At 65.1% G+C, this 18,730-nt stretch carries 21 protein-coding genes; 8 read left to right on the top strand and 13 right to left on the bottom strand.

The window, feature by feature from the left end; all coding sequences use genetic code 11:
• Positions 1 to 57: 57 nt before the first annotated feature.
• Together ACNO8S_RS12720 and ACNO8S_RS12715 are read right to left on the bottom strand one after the other, a co-directional pair.
• Entirely contained in the window at positions 58 to 1,965 is a 1,908-nt protein-coding gene (locus ACNO8S_RS12720; protein ID WP_420182032.1) for a S9 family peptidase, read from the bottom strand.
• 105 nt (positions 1,966 to 2,070) lie between these two features.
• A complete protein-coding gene (locus ACNO8S_RS12715; protein WP_014041278.1) occupies positions 2,071 to 2,838 on the bottom strand; it encodes a hypothetical protein in 768 nt (255 codons plus the stop codon).
• 127 nt (positions 2,839 to 2,965) lie between these two features.
• Here ACNO8S_RS12715 and ACNO8S_RS12710 point away from each other — a divergent pair, with 127 nt between their 5' ends.
• Positions 2,966 to 3,262 carry a UPF0175 family protein gene (locus ACNO8S_RS12710; RefSeq protein ID WP_050007252.1) on the top strand — a complete coding sequence of 99 codons (297 nt, stop codon included), beginning with the start codon at positions 2,966 to 2,968 and terminating at the stop codon, positions 3,260 to 3,262.
• Complete coding sequence (locus tag ACNO8S_RS12705) at positions 3,259 to 3,840, top strand: DUF3368 domain-containing protein (RefSeq protein WP_151103799.1); 582 nt, start codon at positions 3,259 to 3,261, stop codon at positions 3,838 to 3,840. Before ACNO8S_RS12710 ends, ACNO8S_RS12705 begins: the two co-directional genes overlap by 4 nt.
• On the opposite strand, the gene uvrA is transcribed toward ACNO8S_RS12705, so the two are convergent.
• Entirely contained in the window at positions 3,837 to 6,818 is a 2,982-nt protein-coding gene (uvrA, locus tag ACNO8S_RS12700; protein ID WP_420182031.1) for an excinuclease ABC subunit UvrA, read from the bottom strand. The two genes, ACNO8S_RS12705 and uvrA, sit on opposite strands and share 4 nt — an antisense overlap.
• Before the next feature lie 116 nt (positions 6,819 to 6,934).
• Between uvrA and ACNO8S_RS12695 the strand changes: the two genes are divergently transcribed.
• Positions 6,935 to 7,516 (top strand): LURP-one-related/scramblase family protein, encoded by a 582-nt coding sequence (locus tag ACNO8S_RS12695; RefSeq protein ID WP_420182030.1) that lies wholly within the window; start codon positions 6,935 to 6,937, stop codon positions 7,514 to 7,516.
• 45 nt (positions 7,517 to 7,561) lie between these two features.
• Positions 7,562 to 8,980 (top strand): LVIVD repeat-containing protein, encoded by a 1,419-nt coding sequence (locus tag ACNO8S_RS12690; protein WP_420182029.1) that lies wholly within the window; start codon positions 7,562 to 7,564, stop codon positions 8,978 to 8,980.
• Positions 8,981 to 9,005: 25 nt separating this feature from the next.
• Here ACNO8S_RS12690 and ACNO8S_RS12685 read toward each other — a convergent pair whose 3' ends face one another.
• The 3 genes from ACNO8S_RS12685 to ACNO8S_RS12675 are packed head-to-tail and all read right to left on the bottom strand — an operon-like array spanning position 9,006 to position 10,983.
• Positions 9,006 to 10,406 carry a DUF402 domain-containing protein gene (locus ACNO8S_RS12685; protein ID WP_420182028.1) on the bottom strand — a complete coding sequence of 467 codons (1,401 nt, stop codon included), beginning with the start codon at positions 10,404 to 10,406 and terminating at the stop codon, positions 9,006 to 9,008.
• Positions 10,403 to 10,777: a DUF7532 family protein gene (locus tag ACNO8S_RS12680; RefSeq protein WP_420182027.1), complete on the bottom strand. Its 375-nt coding sequence runs from the start codon at positions 10,775 to 10,777 to the stop codon at positions 10,403 to 10,405. Before ACNO8S_RS12680 ends, ACNO8S_RS12685 begins: the two co-directional genes overlap by 4 nt.
• Positions 10,778 to 10,821: 44 nt before the next feature.
• Entirely contained in the window at positions 10,822 to 10,983 is a 162-nt protein-coding gene (locus ACNO8S_RS12675; RefSeq protein WP_004514908.1) for a preprotein translocase subunit Sec61beta, read from the bottom strand.
• A gap of 115 nt (positions 10,984 to 11,098) precedes the next feature.
• On the opposite strand from ACNO8S_RS12675, the gene ACNO8S_RS12670 reads away from it, so the two are divergent.
• Positions 11,099 to 11,365, top strand: a complete 267-nt coding sequence (locus tag ACNO8S_RS12670) for a thioredoxin family protein (RefSeq protein WP_008307970.1) — start codon at positions 11,099 to 11,101, stop codon at positions 11,363 to 11,365.
• A 48-nt stretch (positions 11,366 to 11,413) separates the two neighbouring features.
• Here ACNO8S_RS12670 and ACNO8S_RS12665 read toward each other — a convergent pair whose 3' ends face one another.
• From ACNO8S_RS12665 to ACNO8S_RS12645, 5 genes are all read right to left on the bottom strand, one after another.
• Positions 11,414 to 12,166: a response regulator gene (locus tag ACNO8S_RS12665; protein ID WP_050037058.1), complete on the bottom strand. Its 753-nt coding sequence runs from the start codon at positions 12,164 to 12,166 to the stop codon at positions 11,414 to 11,416.
• A 330-nt stretch (positions 12,167 to 12,496) separates the two neighbouring features.
• Positions 12,497 to 13,165 carry an NADPH-dependent F420 reductase gene (gene npdG / locus ACNO8S_RS12660; protein ID WP_014041271.1) on the bottom strand — a complete coding sequence of 223 codons (669 nt, stop codon included), beginning with the start codon at positions 13,163 to 13,165 and terminating at the stop codon, positions 12,497 to 12,499.
• 129 nt (positions 13,166 to 13,294) lie between these two features.
• Positions 13,295 to 13,684 carry a hypothetical protein gene (locus tag ACNO8S_RS12655; RefSeq protein WP_050037057.1) on the bottom strand — a complete coding sequence of 130 codons (390 nt, stop codon included), beginning with the start codon at positions 13,682 to 13,684 and terminating at the stop codon, positions 13,295 to 13,297.
• 78 nt (positions 13,685 to 13,762) lie between these two features.
• Positions 13,763 to 14,635 carry a TIGR01548 family HAD-type hydrolase gene (locus ACNO8S_RS12650; RefSeq protein WP_420182026.1) on the bottom strand — a complete coding sequence of 291 codons (873 nt, stop codon included), beginning with the start codon at positions 14,633 to 14,635 and terminating at the stop codon, positions 13,763 to 13,765.
• A gap of 19 nt (positions 14,636 to 14,654) precedes the next feature.
• Positions 14,655 to 15,068, bottom strand: coding sequence for a UPF0146 family protein (locus tag ACNO8S_RS12645; RefSeq protein ID WP_014041268.1), 414 nt, complete (start codon positions 15,066 to 15,068; stop codon positions 14,655 to 14,657).
• A gap of 30 nt (positions 15,069 to 15,098) precedes the next feature.
• Here ACNO8S_RS12645 and ACNO8S_RS12640 point away from each other — a divergent pair, with 30 nt between their 5' ends.
• Entirely contained in the window at positions 15,099 to 15,620 is a 522-nt protein-coding gene (locus tag ACNO8S_RS12640; protein ID WP_004514915.1) for an archaemetzincin family Zn-dependent metalloprotease, read from the top strand.
• Between the two features lie 68 nt (positions 15,621 to 15,688).
• Positions 15,689 to 15,904, top strand: a complete 216-nt coding sequence (locus ACNO8S_RS12635) for a hypothetical protein (RefSeq protein ID WP_050007097.1) — start codon at positions 15,689 to 15,691, stop codon at positions 15,902 to 15,904.
• Between the two features lie 277 nt (positions 15,905 to 16,181).
• Here the strand turns inward: ACNO8S_RS12635 and ACNO8S_RS12630 are convergent, their stop codons facing one another.
• Together ACNO8S_RS12630 and ACNO8S_RS12625 are read right to left on the bottom strand one after the other, a co-directional pair.
• Positions 16,182 to 18,011 (bottom strand): ribosome biogenesis/translation initiation ATPase RLI, encoded by a 1,830-nt coding sequence (locus tag ACNO8S_RS12630; RefSeq protein WP_014041266.1) that lies wholly within the window; start codon positions 18,009 to 18,011, stop codon positions 16,182 to 16,184.
• Positions 18,012 to 18,013: 2 nt separating this feature from the next.
• The gene (locus tag ACNO8S_RS12625) at positions 18,014 to 18,310 is read right to left on the bottom strand and encodes a hypothetical protein (RefSeq protein ID WP_023843411.1); all 297 of its coding nucleotides are present in this window, start codon (positions 18,308 to 18,310) and stop codon (positions 18,014 to 18,016) included.
• Positions 18,311 to 18,435: 125 nt separating this feature from the next.
• Here ACNO8S_RS12625 and ACNO8S_RS12620 point away from each other — a divergent pair, with 125 nt between their 5' ends.
• Positions 18,436 to 18,699 (top strand): winged helix-turn-helix domain-containing protein, encoded by a 264-nt coding sequence (locus tag ACNO8S_RS12620; RefSeq protein WP_004514919.1) that lies wholly within the window; start codon positions 18,436 to 18,438, stop codon positions 18,697 to 18,699.
• Positions 18,700 to 18,730: the final 31 nt, after the last annotated feature.

Raw genomic sequence — 18,730 nt, 5'->3', positions numbered from 1 at the left:
CGACTGACCGACCGCGTCAACGCGAAGACGTACAGCGCGGCGAAGCAGCCGCCGAGCTTAGTCGTCGGCGGCGACCGTTTCGGTCCCGATCCGGCGGTCGAGGAAGCCATCGAGCAGGCGGAACAGCCGCGTTTTCTGCTCGATGTCGGAGGAGGCGTGGCCCTCCTCGCCGAGTTCCCGATACTCGAAATCGCCGTCCGGTCCCTCGGTGTAGCCGGCGACTTCGAGCGCGTCGCGGAACAGGCGGGCCTGCGAGACGGGGACTCGACGGTCGTTGACGCCGTGGACGATGAACAGCGGGGCGTCGAGGTTATCGGCGTGGGTGATGGGCGACCGCTCCTCGTACAGCTCCGGGTTCTCCGCCGGGGTGCCCATGTTCTTCTCCATGAGCTCAGTCCGGTAGTGTGGCATCGTGTTCTCGTACTGGTCTTCGAGGTCCGTGAGGCCGATCCAGGCGACGCCGGCGTCGTACAGGTCAGGGTACTGGACCATTTGCCAGTACGCCGAGTAGCCGCCGTAGGAGCCGCCGAAGACGACGATGCGGTCCTCGTCTACCCACTCACACGTCGCGAGGACGTGCTCGGCGGCCGAGGCCACGTCGCCCTGCTCGGCCCCGCCCCAGTCGTCGTACAGTTCGCGGATGAACTCGCGGCCGTGGCCGGTCGAGCCCCGGTAGTTCACCTGCAACACCGAGAAGCCCCGGTGGACGAGGAACTGCGTGTAGAGGTCGAAGGACTTGCTGTCCATCCCGCGCGGGCCGCCGTGAGGATTGACGATGAGCGGCGACGGCCGCTCGCCGGAATCGTACAGCAGACAGCCGATCTCCAGCGTGTCGTAGGGGTCGTGCTCGACCGCGGCCTGCCGCGTCTCTGGCACGCCGTCGGACTCGATGGTGAAGTACTCCGCGTCGGCGAAGTCGTCAGGTGAGAACGGGCCGTACTCGGCTTCGACCAGCGCCTCTGTCTCGTCGGTGTCGAGGTCGTAGGCGAGCAGTTCGGGGCGGCGCGTCGGCGTCGTGTGTAGCGCCAGCAGGCGGTCCCCGGAAAGCACCGGGTCGCCGCCCATCATGCCGAAGGAGGCGACGCCCTCTGGCAGGTCGAGTTCGCGCTCCTCGCCGGATTCGATGGCGTACACGACGGGCACCTTCGTGGCCTCGCGGGTCCGAACGGCCAAGAACCGCTCGCCGTCGGGCAGGAGCGCCTGTGGCTCCTCCTCGTACTCGCCGCCGAACCACGTTACCTCGTCCGTCGCCAGGTCGTAGACACCGCTCCGGGACAGGTCCTCGCTGTTGTCCACGACCAGCAGGCGGTCGCCGTCGGGTCCCCAGTCGGCTGGGGCGGCTTCCGCGCCGGTGACACCGATTTCGAGGGGCTTCGGGTTTGCCCCGTCAGCGTCGCTGACGTACACGTCCATGTTGTCGAAGTCGTCGGTCTCGTTGGTCGTGTATGCCAGCTGCGAGCCGTCGGGTGAGAGGATGCCCGTGTGAACCGCGCGGTCGTAATCGGTCAGCTTCGCCGTCTCGCCGCTCCCGAGGTCGTGGCTGTAGAGGTTCATCTGGCCGTCGCGTGTCGACCCGACCAGCAGGGCCTCACCGTCCCTGCCGACGTCCTGTATCACCACCTGCCCGTCCATCTCGACGACTGCCTCGACCGACCCGTCGCGCTCGATGGCGTACACGTCGTTCTGTTCGTTGCCGTCGTCGTCGAGGTGGAAGAACACCCGCTCCCCGTCGGCTCCCCACTCGACGTGCCAGCGGGCGTTCCGGGGAACTTCGCCGTCGCTCCACTGCTCGTGGGTGCCGCTCTCGACGTCAAGGACGTGAAGCTCGTTGCGCTCGCTCACGTCGTAGTAGAAGGCCACTTCGTCGCCGTTGGGGGACGCCGTCGGATGGGCCAGCGTCGGGAGTCTGGCGAGTTCCTCCAGTACCGTTTCGGGGTCCGTCGCACCGCTTTCAGGGTCGGACATACGACGTGTGCTAACTCCGGCTAGATTGTAGTTGTTCTGCCGACACGAGAGCGTATGTGGTAAGGATGACTGTTCCTGTCGCCCCCGATGGGCGGTACCCACAGACTACGGCGTCCACCAGCGCAGGCCGACCATCACGAACACGATTGCCAGTTGCAGCAGCCCCTGCAGGCCCCCGAGCCTGGCGTTTCGCATCCCGATCTCGGAGACCAGGTCCACGTCCGGGTTCTCTGAGACGACCTGCCGGTAGATGCGGACCTCGCCGGGCAGGATGACCCCGAAGCCCTGCACGGACAGCAGCGTCACGATACCGAGCGTGGCGACGATCCACCACGAGGTCATCGCGAAGGCCGGCAGCGTGGCCGCGAGATACGCGCCGGAACCAACGACGGCGACGCCGAGGACGCCCAGCGTCTTCGGGTCGGTCAGCGCGTCGAACTGGTAGCCGATGAGGAGAACGACCGGAAGCAGCGTCGCGGCGGTCAGAATCGCCAGCCACGGGTCGGCGTTGGGGAACTTCCCGAGGCGGAGCGCCAGCAGGATGCCGCCGCTGATAGTCACCGTCGCCAGCGACGGCATCAGGAACGTCATCTTGGGCGTGAACGAGGCGAAGAAGTCGGCCCGCGCCTCTGGTTCCTGGCCGCCGAGCACCGGCCCCAACACGAGCCCCATGAACAGGTCGATGCCGGTCCACAGCACCCCAGCCATCACATGTACGTAGGTTAGCGCCCGGATGTTGCCGCTGGCGACGGCCCCCGCAAACGCAATGAGCGGGACTGCGACTGCGCCCACGGCAAAGGCCGGGTTCGCTTGCTTCGCCAGCCCACCGATACCCCGTTTCCGCTCGATGCGGTCCGCTGTCGACTGCGCCATAGCTGGCTATATCAGGTTTCGCCGTCGACTAAAACGTTGGTGGCGGGTGCGGAGATTTATCCCGGAACACGGCATCACTCTCAGGTATGACCGCACGCTTAATACGATGCAATACGTTGCATTTCGCATGGAGAACGTCACTACTCGAATGAGCGATACGGAACTCGATCTGGTGGCGCGTCTCGCTGAGGCGAAAGGAGAGAGTCGGAGCGACGCGATCCGACAGGCGATCCGGCAAGGCGCTCGCGAGGAACTCGTTCGGGTCGCCCTCCAGCGCTATCAGGACGGAGCGGTCGGGATGCGCGGTGCGGCGGAGTTGGCAGGGCTCACCATCGCGGAGATGATGGCTGAAGCGAACGACCGCGGAGTTCTGTCGAACTACGACGAGGTCGATCTGGCCGACGACGTAGACGCACTTCGATGACCTGGAACGGGCGGGTCGTACTTCTTGATGCGAGCGTTATTATTACATTAGCTGAAACCGGGTCGATTGATTTACTCGATTCCGTGCGTGGCGGATTGGCCGTCCCTCGGGCGGTAAAATTCGAGATCTCGAAAGAGCCTGCTAAATCAGCACTCGACACCTGCATAGATGAAGGGAGTATCGTTCAAACTAATATTCTCGCCTGGGCCGGAGAGGAAGATCAAGATGAACTCGTTTCCGATTCAGCAGCTCGACTCGGGAACGATCCTGGGTCAGTAATTGATACCGAAAGAAAAGTTCCAATGATCGTCGACGGCGATGTTGCACTGCTCACCGGCGCTCGACTTGCGGACGAGTGTGTCGTCATCACCGATGACAAACCGCTCCGGAATGCTTGTAAGTCAATATCGCTACCAGTTTCGGGGACAATCGGTGTACTCGTCCGTGCCGTGGAAACCGGGGATATCGATCCGGACGCCGCAAAGGAGACGCTCTATGCGATGGATGAAGTCGGAGCCCGCCTCAGTGCGAGTCTCGTGAGGCGAGTGGAGCGATTGATCGACGACGCGGCCGATTAGTCGTCGTCCGCAGCCGGCTGTTCGGCCGATAGCTCGCGGTCTGCTCGCGGCCCCTCTAGGTCGACGTTCGGCAGCAGGTCACGGAGGTACTGCCCGGTGTAGGACGCGTCGGCCCGGGCCACGTCCTCCGGGGTGCCCTCGGCGACGAGTTCGCCGCCGTTCTCGCCGCCCTCCGGCCCGAGGTCGATGATGTGGTCGGCGTTTTTCACCAGGTCGAGTTCGTGCTCGATGACGACCACCGTGTTGCCGTCGTCGGTGAGCCGGTGGAGCACGTCGATGAGCTTGCGCTCGTCCTCGGGGTGGAGCCCGGTTGTCGGCTCGTCCAGCAGGTACAGCGTTTCGCCCGAATCCTTCTTGCCGAGTTCCTCGGCGAGTTTCACCCGCTGGGCCTCCCCGCCCGAGAGGGTGGTCGAGGGCTGGCCCAGGCGCATGTAGTCCAGGCCCACGTCCTTCAGGAGCTCCAGCCGGCGGCGAATGCCGCCGTGGCTCTCGAAGAAGTCGTAGGCCTCCTCGACGGTCATATCGAGCACGTCGGCGATGGTCGCGCCCTTGTAGGTCACGTCCAGCGTCTCGTCGTTGTAGCGCGCGCCGCCACACTCCTCGCAGGGGACCGTCACGTCCGAGAGGAAGTTCATGTCGATGGTGACCGTTCCCTGGCCGCCACAGCCCTCACAGCGGCCGCCCTTGACGTTGAACGAGAACCGGCCGACCTCGTAGCCGCGCTGTTTCGAGAGGCTCGTCTCGGCGAACAGCTCGCGGATGTGGTCGAAGACGTTAGTGTAGGTCGCCGGGTTCGACCGCGGGGTGCGGCCGATGGGCGACTGGTCGATGAGCCGCACCGTCTCGATGTCGTCGAGGCCGTCGATGGCGTCGTGCTCGCCGGGGTTCACGTCGGTGTCGTTCATCCGACGGACCAGCCCCTTGTACAGCACGTCGTGCATCAGTGTGGACTTCCCAGAGCCGGAGACACCCGTGATGGCGGTGAACGTCCCCAGCGGGATGGATACGTCCAAATCGGCGAGGTTGTGCTGGCGAGCGCCCCGGACCGTGAGTTCGCCGTCGGCCTCGCGGCGGCTGTCGGGGACCGGAATCGTCCGCTCGCCCGAGAGGTACTCCCCGGTCACCGACTCGTCGGTGTCGATGAGTTCGTCCATCGGGCCGTTGACGACGACTTCGCCGCCGCGCTTGCCCGGGCCGGGGCCCATGTCGATTATCTGGTCGGCCCGCCGCATCGTCTCGGTGTCGTGCTCGACCACGAGCAGGGTGTTGCCGAGGTCCCGGAGCTCTTCGAGGGTGTTCAGCAGGCGGTCGTTGTCCCGCTGGTGCAGGCCAATCGACGGCTCGTCGAGGACGTAGAGGACGCCGACGAGGCCGCTGCCGATCTGCGTTGCGAGGCGAATCCGCTGGCTCTCGCCGCCGGACAGCGTCGAGGCCTCGCGGTCCAGCGTCAGGTAGTCCAGGCCGACCTCGGTCATGAAGCCAAGGCGGGCCCGGATTTCCTTGAGGATCTCCTCGGCGATCTTTCGGTCGCGGGCCGAGAGGGTCTCTTCCATGCCCTCGAAGTGCGCCAGCGCGTCGCTGATGGACATCTCGTTGACCTCGGTTATCGAGGTGCCGTCCACGAGGACCGCCCGCGACTCGGCTTTGAGTCGCGTCCCCTCGCAGGCCGGGCACGTCGTCGTGGCCATGAACTCCTCGATGTGTTCGCGGGCGCGGTCCGAGTCCGTCTCGACGTGTCGCCGCTCCAGGTTCGGGATGACGCCCTCGAAGCGCTCGGTCTTCTCTCGGGTGCCGTTCTTGGTCCGCCACTCGAAGTGGACACGGCTGTCGGTCCCGTAGAGGAACTGCCGCTGGATGGATTCGTCGAGTTCCTCGAACGGCGTCGAAAGGTCCACGCCGAAGTGCTCGGCGACGTTGTCCAGTTGCCGTGAGTAGTACGTCCGGTCGTAGCTCCAGGGCTCGAAGACGTGCTTGAGCGGCTTCGATGGGTCGGTGATGACCAGATCCTCGCTGACCTCCTTGGTCTCGCCCAGCCCCTCACACTCCGGGCAGGCTCCATGGGGTGAGTTGAACGAGAACGACCGCGTCTCGATTTCGGAGATGTCGATGCCGCAGTGGGTACAGGCCAGATCCTCGGAGAGTTCGACGACGAGGCGGCCCGCGGCGGCTCCGTCGTCCGCTTCGTCTCCGTCGGCGAGGTCGCCGGTCGCCCTGGCATCCGACCCGCCCAGCGTCTCGGCTGCACCCTCCGCCGGGTCCGGAAGGATGACCTTCAGCGTCCCGTCGGCCTCTTCGAGTGCCGTCTCGACGGAGTCCGTGATGCGCGAGCGGGCGTCCGGCGATATCTTCACGCGGTCCACGACCACGTCGACGGTGTGGTCGTAGTTCTCGTCCAGGTCGGGGCGGTCCATCGTGAGGTCGAACTCCTCGCTGTCGACCTCGACGCGGCTGTACCCCTCGCTCACGAGGTCGTCGAACAGGTCCTCGAAGGCCCCCTTCTGGTCGCGGACGACCGGCGCACACAGCTTGGCGCGGGTCCCCTCGGGGAGTTCCAGAATCCGCGAGACCATGTTCTGTGCGGACTGCTCACCGACTTCACGGCCACACTCCGGACAGTGTGGCGTGCCGACGCGGGCGTACAGCAAACGGAGGTAGTCGTGCAGTTCGGTGACAGTCCCGACCGTCGAGCGGGGGTTGTTGGCGGCGTTCTTCTGGTCGATAGAGATCGCCGGGGAGAGCCCCTCCACGTTCTCGACCTGTGGCTTGTCCATCTGCCCCAGAAAGTTCCGTGCGTAGGCGGAGAGCGATTCGATGTAGCGCCGCTGGCCTTCGGCGTACACCGTCTCGAATGCGAGCGAGGATTTACCCGACCCCGACAGCCCGGTGACGACTGTCAGTTCCTCGCGGGGAATCTCCACGTCGACGTCCTTGAGGTTGTGTTCCTCGGCCCCTCGGACCTCGATTATATCCTTGCTCATCTTTGCATCTTCGTTGGCCGGCAGGAGGGAAACCCTGTCGGTTGCGTCCGAAACCGCACTTGACTGGTGCTGGTTCCGTCGAAAGCTTGATTACGGCGTGTTCTATGGTAAATAATATGAGTCCGCCCTCCACGTACGACATCAAGGGAATCGACCTCTCTGATGACAGCTACACGGTCGAACAGAGCCTGATACGGAGCAAGTACAAAGCCATGGACGCCGCCGGGAACGTCGTCCTCCGCGGGAAACAGAAGATGATGAAGATGAAAGAGGAGTTCCCGTTCGTTGACGCAAACGACAACGAGGTGTTCCAGGTCAAGGCCGGCGGCATCATCGACGTGGCCGGCAACTACGTCCTGACCGATTCCAAGACCGGCGAAGACATCGTCATCCTCGACAACGACTACTCCATCTTCCAAGATACGTGGAAGATTCGGGACGCCAGTACCGAGGCGAAGATCGCCGAGATCACCTCACAGGGCGCGCTCGTGACCATCGCTCGCAACGTCGTCCCCTTCGGCGGCTGGATTCCCCACAAGTACGAGATCAGCGATCAGGACGGCAACCACGTCGGCAACATCGACGGGCAGTTCTCGCTGAAAGACCGCTACGAGATTACTATCGACGACGCCAGCACGGTTCCGAAGGAGCCGATCATTGCCGCGGCGATGGTTATCGACGCGATTCAGGGGAACTGACCCCTCACCGGAATCCTTCTTGCCCTGGCTCCCGCATGGACGGCTATGCGCCGCCGGACGGTCCTCCGACGACTCGCCCTCGCAGGCACAGGTGTCGGCCTCGCTACGGGGACGACCCGCGGCCATCCGATGCCGACCGGAGATGGGACAGCCGAGCCAGCGGCCTCCGACACCCCGACTGGCGAGGACCCGCTGGGCGTGCTAGAGATGGAGACGGTGTACGAGGTCGTTACCAGCCTCGACGGACACACGGCCTACGTCGCGACGGGGGACGGCATCGCGCTCGTCGACCTCGTCACGCCGACCAGTCCGCGACTGCTCAGCCGACGGACCGACCTGCTGGCCGAGAGCGATGACGGGCCAATACAGCGTGTACAGGACCTCGCTGTCAGCGGCTCACGGCTGCTGGCCGCCGGTCCCGCTCACCCCGCTGACGGAGCCCACGGTCTCGTCGTCTTCGACGTGAGCGACCGGCAGGCTCCGGAGCGAATCGCGGGCCTCGAACTGGACACACGGGTCCACAACTGTCACTTTGACGGCCGCTACGCCTATCTGACCGCGAACGACCGCGACGGCAACCCCTTGCTCGTGGCCGATATCGAAGCCGAAGAGGAAGTCGGCGAGTGGTCGCTGCTTGACGCCGGCGACGCCTGGACCGACGTGCCGACGAGTCTCTGGCCGCTGCACGACGTGTGGGTGCAGGACGACCGGGCCTACTTGGCGTACTGGGACGGCGGGACGTGGGTCGTCGACGTGTCGGACCCGAGCGACATCTCGCTCGTCTCGAAGGTCCGCGGGCGCTCCCCCGAAGACCTCGCCGCAATCGAGGACCCCGGGACCGAGCGGAGCGAACCGCCGGGCAACGACCACTTCGTGACGGTCAGTGAGGACGCGTCGCTGCTGGGCGTCGGCGGCGAATCATGGGACCTCGCGGACGACGACAGCGGCGGCCCCAGCGGCATCGACCTGTACGACATCAGCGACCCGACCGACGCCGAACTGCTGTCCACGCTCGACCCGCCGCCGACCTCGGACCCGTCGCCGGGGGGCATCCTCACGACGGCACACAACTTCGAACTGACCGACAACCGCTGTTACTCCGCGTGGTACAACGGCGGCGTCCGTGTCCACGACCTGACGGACCCGACCGCTCCGGAACTCGCCTTCGAGTGGCGCGACACCGAAGCGACCTCGTTCTGGACCGCACAGCGGGCCGCCGGCTGTTTCGTCGCCGGAAGCACGAACGCGAGCCAGGGGACGGAGGTCCAGCCCGGACTGTACACGTTCCCGGACCCGCGGATACGGACGCCGACAGCGGACCCGTCGGCCACGGGCGACGAGGGCGGCGGCGCTAACAGCACTGATGGCACCTCCCTCGGGGTCGGCGGCCCCGGCTTCGGCGTCGGGTCGGCGGTTGCAGCGGTCGGGCTGGCAGCCTGGCGCGCCCGACGCCGGCAAGACTGACGCCGCGCCGCGTGACTGACTTCACTCACTCCAGCGCGCTCTTGACAGCGGCGGCGACGCTCCGGGCACGTTCGGCCAGTGGCTCGGAGATGTGGCCACGTTCGACGGCCGCGTCGAGTTCGTCGTCGTCGACCCGCTCGACGGTGCCATCGGCGTGTTTCACCACGTCGACGTGGAGGTCCACGTACCGGGCGGTGTCGGGGAATATCTCGACGGGCGTGCAGACGTTGACGTAGGTGCCTTTCTTCTCGCCGTCGCTGTCGCGGTACACCGTCGGATACCACCAGCGCCCCTCCTTGACCTTTGTCTCGGCGATGTCGCCGGCCTCTTTCGGGACGCCGAGGGCGTCGTAGGTGCCGCCGGGACTCATCTCGCGCTCGATGGTCACTGTTCCGTCGTCGTCGACCGACTGGACCTCGCCGTTGCCCAGCGTGATGAGCCGACCGTCGGGCTTGCCGTGGCCCAGCGACAGCGACCCGCCGACCTGCGGGCCGAACTGCCGGGCCGTCACGGCGAAGGGGAAGTCCGTCTCGCCGGTTTCGAGGTCGTCACACAGCGCTTCGACGTAGTCGACGGCGGCGCTGGCCGCGCGGTCCCCGGCCTTCACGCGGTGGTGGCCCGGCATCGTCGACGTCACCTCGCGGCGGACCTCGTCGAGGGCGAACCGGCTCTCGCGGCCGAACCACAGCCACGCCGTCGAACGTCCCTCGTCGTAACGGGTCGGCGCGCAGTCCTCGGGCGCGTCGGCTCCCGCAAGCGCGTCGTCGACGGTCGCCGCGCGGTCGTTGGCGGCGTTGAGGGCCTCGGCCAGCCCATCGAAGCTCGCGTCCTCGCTCGCCGACTCCCACGAGACGCCCCAGCCGTCCCGGGGCTCTGCGGCGATGAGGTCCAGCATCGCCGGGCCGCCGGTCCCCGACCTGTTGGCGGTCCCGCCGCGCACGAGCGAGAGGAGCGACCCGCGAACCGCGACGGTGGTGTCCAGCACGGGGCGGCCGTTCGTCCACGGCGCGCTCGCCTCGACGACCTGCACCCGGAGGGTATCGCCCGTCGCGACGCGCTCGTCCGAGGACGAGTACGGGAGAAAGCCCTCGCCGTCGCCGAGGTCGACAACAGCGCCGCTCCCCAGCGTCTCGGTCACGGTGCCGGCGTAGATTGCGCCCTCGGGCGTCGGGTCGCTCCAGTGGAGCGTATCTCGCCCGAGTTCGGTCAGGCGGTCGGTGACTGTTTCGGCAACGTCGCGGTCCCCCACGACGCCGACGCCCTGCTGGTCGTCCGTCGTCACCACGGTGACCGCCGCCCGCTCGTCGGCGAACTCGCCGTCGAAGCGGTTCTGGATCGGTTCCGACGCCTGAACGACCTCGTGGTCTGCCTCGCGCAGTAACTGGGTCAGCGCCGTTGCGTAGATGCCCCTGACCCGGACGGTCATAGCGCGTCCTCGTCGGCGGCAAAGCGGACCCGTCCGTGGACTGTCGGCCCCAGCGAGAGCTCTACTTTCTCGTCGCTCAGAACGCGTCCGCCCTCGACCGGGACGCCCCAGGTGCCGAAGCGCAGATACCCCCGGATGTCGTCGGCGTGGGTGAACAGGTCGCAGTATTCGACAGTGTGTTCCTGAATCTCGCTGGAACTGTGGGCGATGTCCATATCGGAGTACACCGTCTCGCGGCCGTCGAAGAAGGCTTCGAGTTCTGCGGCCGCGTCGTCGGTGGCTGCGACCACTGCGTCGGAGGCCGTTTCGATGGTCTCCTGATCGACGCCGGCGTCGCGGAGCGCCTGCTGTTCGCGTTGCGTGAAGTGCATACCCGCGAGTCAGTGGCGGGGAGCAGAAAACAGTGCGGAATCGCCTACACGATCATCGCGTTCAGCACGAGCATCAACAGCCCGAACATGACGCCGGTCGCGACGATTGTTCGAGGGTCGATACGGATCGTGTTCTGGTCTTCGGCGTCGAAATATCGGACCAGTCCCGCACTGGACATCAGTCCGCCGCCGTCGCTGCCACTCATACTTCAGGGTGGTGTATCACCAACACTAAGCCTTTCGGGTCGCCCGCGATTGCGTGCCTCCGGTACACATGGATAACCCTTATCAGATACCGCGGGCTAACACGAACAGAGTACTATGACGGTTACACTGAAGGACTTCTACGCGGACTGGTGCGGCCCTTGCAAAACGCAGGACCCGATCCTCGAAGACCTCGAGGAGGACTGGACGGACGTCGAGTTCGAGAAGATCAACGTCGACGAGGAACAGGACGTTGCCAACGAGTACCAGGTGCGCTCCCTCCCGACGCTCATCATCGAGAACGACGACGGCATCGTCGAGCGCTTCGTCGGCGTCACGCAGGCCGACGACATCGACGACGCGCTGCAGCAGGCCTCGGCGTAACGCAGTCGTTTTTGCGGTTCGTCACGTCAGCCGATAGCGACCGCTAGCTCACTCCCGTTCGGCCAGCCCCGAATCGTCGATTTCGTCGACGGCGATGAGCATTCGGCCGCCGTCGAGTGCCGTCACCATCTTCGATTCGGTGAAGGTGGTTTCGTCGGCCCGCAGCCCTTTGCTCTGGCCGGTCCACTTCCCGCCGCGTTGGACGACGGGGATGACGTGCGTTCTGATGTGCTGGACCTCGTTGCTCGGGTGGAGTTCCGACCAGTGCTTGCCGACGAGTTCCTCCGACTCGTAGCCGTAAAACGAGGCGTAGGTCTCGTCGACTCGCTCGAAGCGTTCGTCCGAGCCGATAACGCCGACACCGCTGAGTTTGACTTCGCTGCCCGTCTCGAAGCTGCCGTCCGAGTCGACGGCGTGTTCGACCCGGCGGATGAGCGACGTGTACTGGTCCGTCCCGACGGACTTCTTGAGGTAGTCGGTGACGCCGGCCTGGATGATCTCGGCGGCGACGTCGCCGGTCTCCTCCCCAGAGAACAGCAACACCGGCAGTTTCTGGTGGGTCTCCCGGATGGCTTCGAGGAAGTCGATGCCGTTCATCTCCGGCATGCTGTAATCGCTGACGACACAGTCGAAATTCGTCTCCGAAGACCGAATCATCGTGAGAGCGTTCTTGGGATTCGTCTCCGTCGTGACAGTACAGTCAAGGCCGCTGTCTTCTCGTTCGAGATACGTTTCGACGAGGGCTCCCAACGCCGCGTCATCGTCGACATGGAGTATTGAGAGCGAGTCTTCCATCTCCATTCTTTGCTATCAGGGATAGAGTACGCAAGTAGTTGACGCCTATCTTGAGGTATTTGATAATCAACTGCGCGACCAGCCGCGGGCCGCGCCAGCGTCTCGTCGCTGGCGTCGGGGAAGGGCAGGGCTGCCGCTGGAACAGGAGTAGCAGTAGCGCCGTCGTTGCGGTGGCCGAGTGAGTGCAGTAAAGCATACCGCTCGCCAGCGGCGAGCGGTTTCACTTCTCGCGACCAGCGGGAGCGAGAAGGTCGTTTTTAGCGTAGATTTTTGCGAACCCGCTCCCCACAGCGCGCTCTGCGAGCGCGCGAGGAGAGGGGGTGACGTAAAAAGGTACTATTGGAACCGCACGCCGAGGTCGTGCAGACCGTCGTTGTGGCGGGCGACGTTGATGAGCAACGGCGTCAGTCCCTCGATTTCGGCGGCGTTGGCGAGCGGGCCGCCGTCCAGCGCACGCAGCCCCTCGATGCCTTCGGCGAGTTCACAGACGGTGTCCTTGGCGTCGGTGTCGTCGCCGACGACGATGGTGTCCCAGTCCAGATCGGCGTCGAGGTTGGCGAGGCGGCCGGCCGCGAGGTTGTGGAAGGCACCCACGACGGGGGTGTCGTCGGGGGCGGCGTTGGCGGCCAGTTGCGTGACGCTGCCGGCACCGGGGCGGTTGTAGTGGAAGCCGTCCTCGTCGCGTTGCATCCCGACGGCGGGGGACACGAGCGTGGTGTCGTCGAGTTCGTCGGCGACGGCGTCGATGGTGTCCGTGAGGTGGTAGGCGGGGACGGCGGCGACGACGACGTCGGCGCGGGCGGCGGCGTCCTCGTTACCCAGGCCAGCGATTGCCACGTCGTCGTGGCCGCGGCTGGCCAGTTCTGTCTCGTACTCCTCCGCTTTGTTCGCCGCCTTCTGGGCTTTCCGGGAGCCGATGATGATCGTGTGGTTGGTGTCGTCAGCCCAGCGGAGGGCGAGACCTTGGCCGATGTCTCCAGTACCGCCAAGCAACGCGATGTCCATACTTACGGCGTAGGCCGACCACTGAATAAACGTTGTGTGACAGGTTCGGTCATACTGTTGGCTGTCCCTAGTGTCCGATATTCGCTACCCTGTGTGGCGAAATTCTTTACAGACGTACAGCCGACAGTATCAGGTGTACTCCTCCCAGGCCCGGTCGAACCCGCCGGCGAAGGCGACGTACAGCGCGCTCCCGAGGCCCACCAGATAGCTGAGCCACTGTGTCGCGACGCCGGGGATCGAGGTGGCCCCGAGCCAGAGAGCAAATATCGTCGAGAGCGGGACCATCACGAAAAAGAGGACGATGATGAACATCCCGACGCGGCCCGGCCGGTGGACGGATTCGAGGATGTCGTCGCGTTCGCGCATCGTCCAGTAGGCCACGACGAGGCCGATTAACTGGCAGGTGACGGCGTACAGCGGCACCAAATCGACCGACGGTTCGTGGATGACCGCGCCCCCGACGAGCCCGGCCCAGATGCTCACCAGAAACGCCCACCCGAACGTCGGCAGTCGTCGCATACCCGAGGTCTCTGTCCCGCCGGTGAAACCGTTGCTGTTTGCGGTCGAGGGGCGCTGCCGGTGACCCGATGACGCGGGCTACGCCGCATCCAGAAGCTCCGGCAGGTCGGTGACCGATTCGACGACAGCGCTTGCGCCGTTGTTGGCGAACGTCCGGCGGCCGGCGTCGCCGGTCAGCCCGCCGGTCAGGACGCCGATGCCGTAGTACACGCGGTCGTCGTCGGCTTCGTCGGCGTTGACCGCCGTCGCCACGTCGTCGAGGGTATCCCCAACGAAGGAGACCCGTTCGGCGTCGAACCGCTCGGCGAGCGTCCGCAGGGCGGCGGGGTGGGGCTTGCCCTCCTCCCAGTCATCCATGGTGAAGCGGTGCTCTGTGGGCAGGTCGAGACCGACGCGCTCCAGCGCGATGTCGGCCTCGGCGGCCGGTCGGCCGGTGACGACGCCGACGGCGAAGCGGGCCTGCAGGGCCGACAGCGTCTCGTCGTCGACCAGGAGCGGCTCGTCGTGGATGTAGCCGGGCGCGGCAAACGGCGGCTCGCCGCCCTCGATGTCCCGGTAGAGGTCAGTGCCGAGATACAGCGTCTGGAACACGTCCCGGAGCTGTTCGCGGTCCCAGGCGTCGAAGACTCGGTCTTCGGCCGGTTCGTCCAGCAGGTCACGAACCACTGCCTCGGCCGCGTCGAGGCCGCCGCCGCGCTCGGCGATGGCGTCGGTGAACGCCGCCAGGTCGGAGACGGCGGACTCGCGGTCGGCGAGGACGAACAGCGCCGCTGCGTAGGTCAGTTCCCAGTCGTTGTTGAACCCGCCGGCGTCCTTGAACTGCTGGACCGCCGCCTTCTTGATCGTGTCACCGTACACCTGGTCGATAGATTCGACGATTGCCCGACGATAGGAGTCGGCCACGTCCACCAGCACGCCGTCGATGTCGAGGACGACCGCGTCGATTTGCATGAGCGAGCGAAGGCGGTCCTCACTCAAGCGCCTTGCTATCTTTCGCCCGGTACAGCGTCTCCCCGCCCGGGAGCTGTTCTCGCTCGACCGCGACCGTCGGCTGGTCGCCGCCCAGCGTCGTGAACCAGAATGCCGCCCCGACGGTGTTGGCGACGGCCAGCGTCGGTCGGTGCAGCTCCGGCGGTAAATTCCGGGCGAACACGATATCACACCCCGCATAGACGGACTCGTCGGGGTCAAGAATATCGTCGACAACGAACCGCACGCCCTCGGGGACCGCCCGTTCGACGATGTCCGTTGCGGTCACATCCACGCCCCGCTCGGCCAGGGCCCCGGCTACGTCAGGGTGGTTTCCGATGCCGACCTCGACGACGGAATCGACAGACGCCAGTCGGTCGACAAGCGGGCCGGTGGTGTCGGTCACGTCGTACAATTTATGAGATGCGGGCGCATATGCGTTCCCATGCACGTCGACATCGTGCCGGTGGGCGAGGTCTCGGCCCAGGTCAAACGCGAGGCCTCGGACGGACTTCGATCCGTCTACGACTGTGAAGTCTCGATGCACGAGCCACAGTCCATTCCCGCCGGCGCGTACGATGGGGACCGCGACCAGTACCGCGCAGAGGAGTTCATCGACCTGGCTCGCCGGGTCGGCTCCGGCGGCAAAAACATCGCTATCACGCCGAAAGATCTCTTCTACCGCCGCCGGAACTACGTTTTTGGGCTCGCATATCTCGGTGGCTCCGGCAGCGTCATCTCCACGTACCGGCTCCAGACATCCTCCGATGGCGGGTTCTCGAACCGCTCGGCCGGCGAAATCTTCTCGCAGCGAGTACGCAAGGAGGTCGTCCACGAGGTCGGACATACCCTCGGGCTGGAGCACTGTGACAACAAGCGCTGCGTGATGAACTTCTCCCCCACTGTCCGACAAGTCGACGTGAAGGAAGTCTCGCTGTGTGGCTCTTGCCAGCGAAACGTGCTGTAGTTTGCGAACGGATACCAAACTGATTCGGTATAGCGCCTACACTCCTGTGGTACCTGTACACATACGCGATGAGCAAGAGTCAGTCCCCCGAGCGCGTTGCGGAACTGCGAGACATCTTCGTGACGGTCACCGGTGACGAATCGGTCACTGAACCCCAGACAGACGAGCAAACCGACCGCGAACTCGACCCGGACGAGGAGTTCGACCCGGCCGAAGTCGCTGACGGTCTCGACGATGCGGTTGCGGGGTCCGAGACGGACGGTGGCAATGACCCTGCGGCGTAACGCCGCGGACTACTCCTGTCTCCTTTGCGAGTAGCGGCTGTACTACCACCTGTGACGTAGTCTCACCAGCTAACTCCCGGGGTGACATGTGGAGTCAATAGCCACGCCGAGCGCGGTTCGGCAGGCGCGACCGTCGAGTATCGACCTCCGTCGACGAAACCGCTTGAGCACAGCTGTTCTCGCAAAAACGACTCCGGCTGAGGTCTCTTCACCCGTAGATTTCCGATGACGAGACAGTCGCCGTCTGGCTCTCGCCAGCCTCGCTCCCGCTCTGAGCCTACGGCGCGTAGTAGTACTCGCCGGCGTTCTTCTGTTCGCGGTCCAGTTGCGAGTCGGGTTTGTTGATGCGAGGGCGGGAGGTCCGTTCGTCACGGCGGAAGGTGATGTCGAGGTTCTGGAGGAACTCGTTCATCCCCTCGCGCATGCCCTGTGGCGGCGCGGCGTGGCCGTTCCGGGCCGGTTCACCGTCGAAGACGAGCAGGCGGTCGGCCAGCAGGTCGATCATGTAGATGTCGTGGTCGATGACCATCGCCGTCGCGTCGTGGTTCTCGGCGTAGCGACGGATCGCGGAGGTCGCCATGACGCGCTGTTCCACGTCCAGGTGGGCCGAGGGCTCGTCCAGCAGGTAGAGGTCGGCGTCCTTCGAGAGGCAGGCCGCGATTGCGACCCGCTGGCGCTCCCCGCCGGAGAGGTCGGTGAGCTGCTGTTCCATCACCGACTCCAGTTGGAGCGGCTGGGCGATTTCGGTGTTCCAGTAGGAACTCCCGAAGTCGTCCGTGATCGACGCGAGGAAGGCGTCGACGCGCATCGGCTGGTCGATTTCGATGTACTGGGGCTTGTAGGCGATGTCGAGGCTGGTGTCGATTTCGCCCGCAGTCGGTTCGAGCCGGCCGGCGAGCATCTTCGCGAACGTCGACTTCCCGATACCGTTCGGGCCGACGACGCCCAGTACTTCGCTCTCGCGGATGGTGCCGGCCTCGACATCCAGCGAGAACTCGCCGCTGCCGTAGCTCTTCTGGAGTTCGGGGTACTCGATGACCACGTCGCCGGTGGAGGCGCTCCGTGGCGCGTGTTCCTCGAACTCGATGTCCGTCTGGCGGATGCGCATGTTCTCGTTTTCGAGGTAGCCCGAGAGGTACTCGTTGATGCCCTTCTTCGTCGATTTGGGCGGCGTGATGATACCGAACGCGCCGGGGGTCCCGTAGGCGACGTTGATATTGTCCGCGAGGAGATCCAGGATGGCGAGGTCGTGCTCGACGACGAGCATCGAGCGGTCCTCCTCCTCGGCGAGTTCCCGGATGAGCCGCGCGGCGGTCATCCGCTGGCCGATGTCGAGATACGGCGTGATCTCGTCGAGGAAGTAGAAGTCCGCGTCCCGCGCCAGCGTGGCGACGAGGGCGACCCGCTGGAGTTCCCCGCCGGAGAGATCGTCGATGTGGTTGTCCACGACCGGCTCGATACCCGTCTGCTCGATGAGGTAGTCGAGGTCGCCCCGCTCGTCGGTCTGGTCCAGCAGTTCGATGGCTTTGCCGTCGAACTGGTCCGGAATCCGGTCGACGTACTGGGGCTTGCGGGCGACGCTCACGTCGCCGTCGCGCATCTGTTCGAGGTACTCCTGCAGGGCGGTCCCGCGGTACTCGTCGAGGATCTCGTCCCAGCTCGGTTCCTCGCCGTACCGTCCCAGGTTGGGCTGCATTTCGTCGGCGAGGATGCGGACGGCGGTGGTCTTCCCGATGCCGTTCGGGCCGAGAATCCCCGTCACCTGGCCCTCGGCGGGGCTCGGGAGCCCGTACAGCGCGAAGGCGTTCTCCCCGTAGCGGTGGACCGGGTCGTCGGTCAGCTCCTGTGGGAGATTAATGATCTCGATGGCGTCGAACGGGCACTTGTTCACGCAGATACCGCAGGACTCGCCCAGACAGATCTCCTCGGAGATGCGGACCTGGTCGGGCTGGCCCTCGAAGGGTTCGTCCTCCTCGTACTCGTCTTCCCGCTTGACGATGCACTCTTTCCCGCTGCGGTTGGGCGGGCAGTAGTTCATGCACTCGTAGTTACAGCGGTCGGGCTGACACCGCTCTAGGTCGACGACGGCGATACTGTCTTCGGCCATCGTTACGCTCCCGTCGTGAGGAGAATGCCCCACGAGACGAACCACAGCGAGAAGGTCATGAAGCCGATGTAGAGCACGTCCTTCGCCGAGAGGTCGTCCGTGTCGATGCCGATCACCCGCAGAATCGGGAACTGTGCTGCGATAGCGACCGCGAGGACAAGTATCCCTTGCGGGGCGTCCGGCGTGGCCGCTAACTCGTTGGAACCGAACGCGGCGGCGATGCCAGCGACGGCTGTCAGCGTCGTGACAGTGAGCCCCCGCATATGGGAGCTCATTCCGTCCGCCGTTTCCGTAGCCATACCACACGTTCCACTACCCGCAACCAAAAGGTGCGCGGTTCAGTACTGTGACGCGGCCGCAAATGCGTGCGGCGGCGAGACGGACTCCTCAATCTTTATGCGCCCGGCGCTTGTGATTACGGGTAATGACGGACTCTGATGGGGAGGCCATCGCAGACCTTCCGCCGAGCGCAAAGCTCGTATACAAGGTTCTGGAGTACGACGGCCCGCTGACACAGAAAGGCATCGTCGAGGAGTCGATGCTCTCGGCACGGACCGTTCGCTACGCTCTGGAACGACTCGACGAAGTCGGTGTCATCGAAGAAGACGTGTACTTCGCCGACGCGCGACAGAATCTCTACGAGATTATCGACCAACCGGCGGAAGCGGACGCCGCCGTCTCGGACTGACACGCCTTCTCGCTTGGCTGTTTCGCGACGC

The sequence above is a fragment of the Haloarcula sp. KBTZ06 genome, from assembly GCF_048595605.1.
In the GTDB taxonomy this organism is placed as follows: Archaea; Halobacteriota; Halobacteria; order Halobacteriales; family Haloarculaceae; genus Haloarcula; species Haloarcula hispanica.
This window is presented reverse-complemented; position numbering and strand designations above follow the sequence as displayed.